The sequence below is a fragment of the Arthrobacter sp. K4-10C genome (assembly GCF_059090085.1).
This window is the reverse complement of the sequence record NZ_JBNHFI010000033.1, coordinates 1-438: the sequence shown is the minus strand read 5'-3', so window position 1 is coordinate 438 and position 438 is coordinate 1. Positions and strand designations below refer to the sequence as shown.

1 pseudogene is annotated in these 438 nt (G+C 64.6%); it reads left to right on the top strand.

Annotation, left to right across the window (positions count from 1 at the left end):
• Position 1 precedes the first annotated feature (1 nt).
• Positions 2-438: pseudogene (locus AC5RUU_RS19630) on the top strand (pyruvate dehydrogenase (acetyl-transferring), homodimeric type); the annotation flags it as partial.

The window sequence follows — 438 nt, the reverse complement described above, 5'->3', positions numbered from 1 at the left end:
CGTGGCTGCAGGAGAAGATACCTCCCATATCCTCAGCGGGTTGACTAACCAGCTGCCTGATCGTGATCCGGAAGAGACTGCGGAGTGGGTTGAGTCCCTGGATGCGTTGATCAGGGAACAGGGTACCGAGCGTGCCCAATACATCATGCGGAGCCTGCTGCAGCGTGCGGGTGCGCAGAGCGTCGGGGTGCCGATGGTGACCACCACGGACTATGTGAACACGATCCCGGTGGACCAGGAAGCGCCGTTCCCGGGCAACGAGGAGTTCGAGCGCCGGTACCGGGCGTACATGCGCTGGAACGCTGCGGTGATGGTGCACCGGGCGCAGCGGCCGGACATTGCGGTGGGCGGGCACATTTCCACCTATGCCGGGGCGGCGACGCTGTACGAGGTGGGTTTCAACCACTTCTTCCGGGGCAAGGACCATCCCGGCGGCGG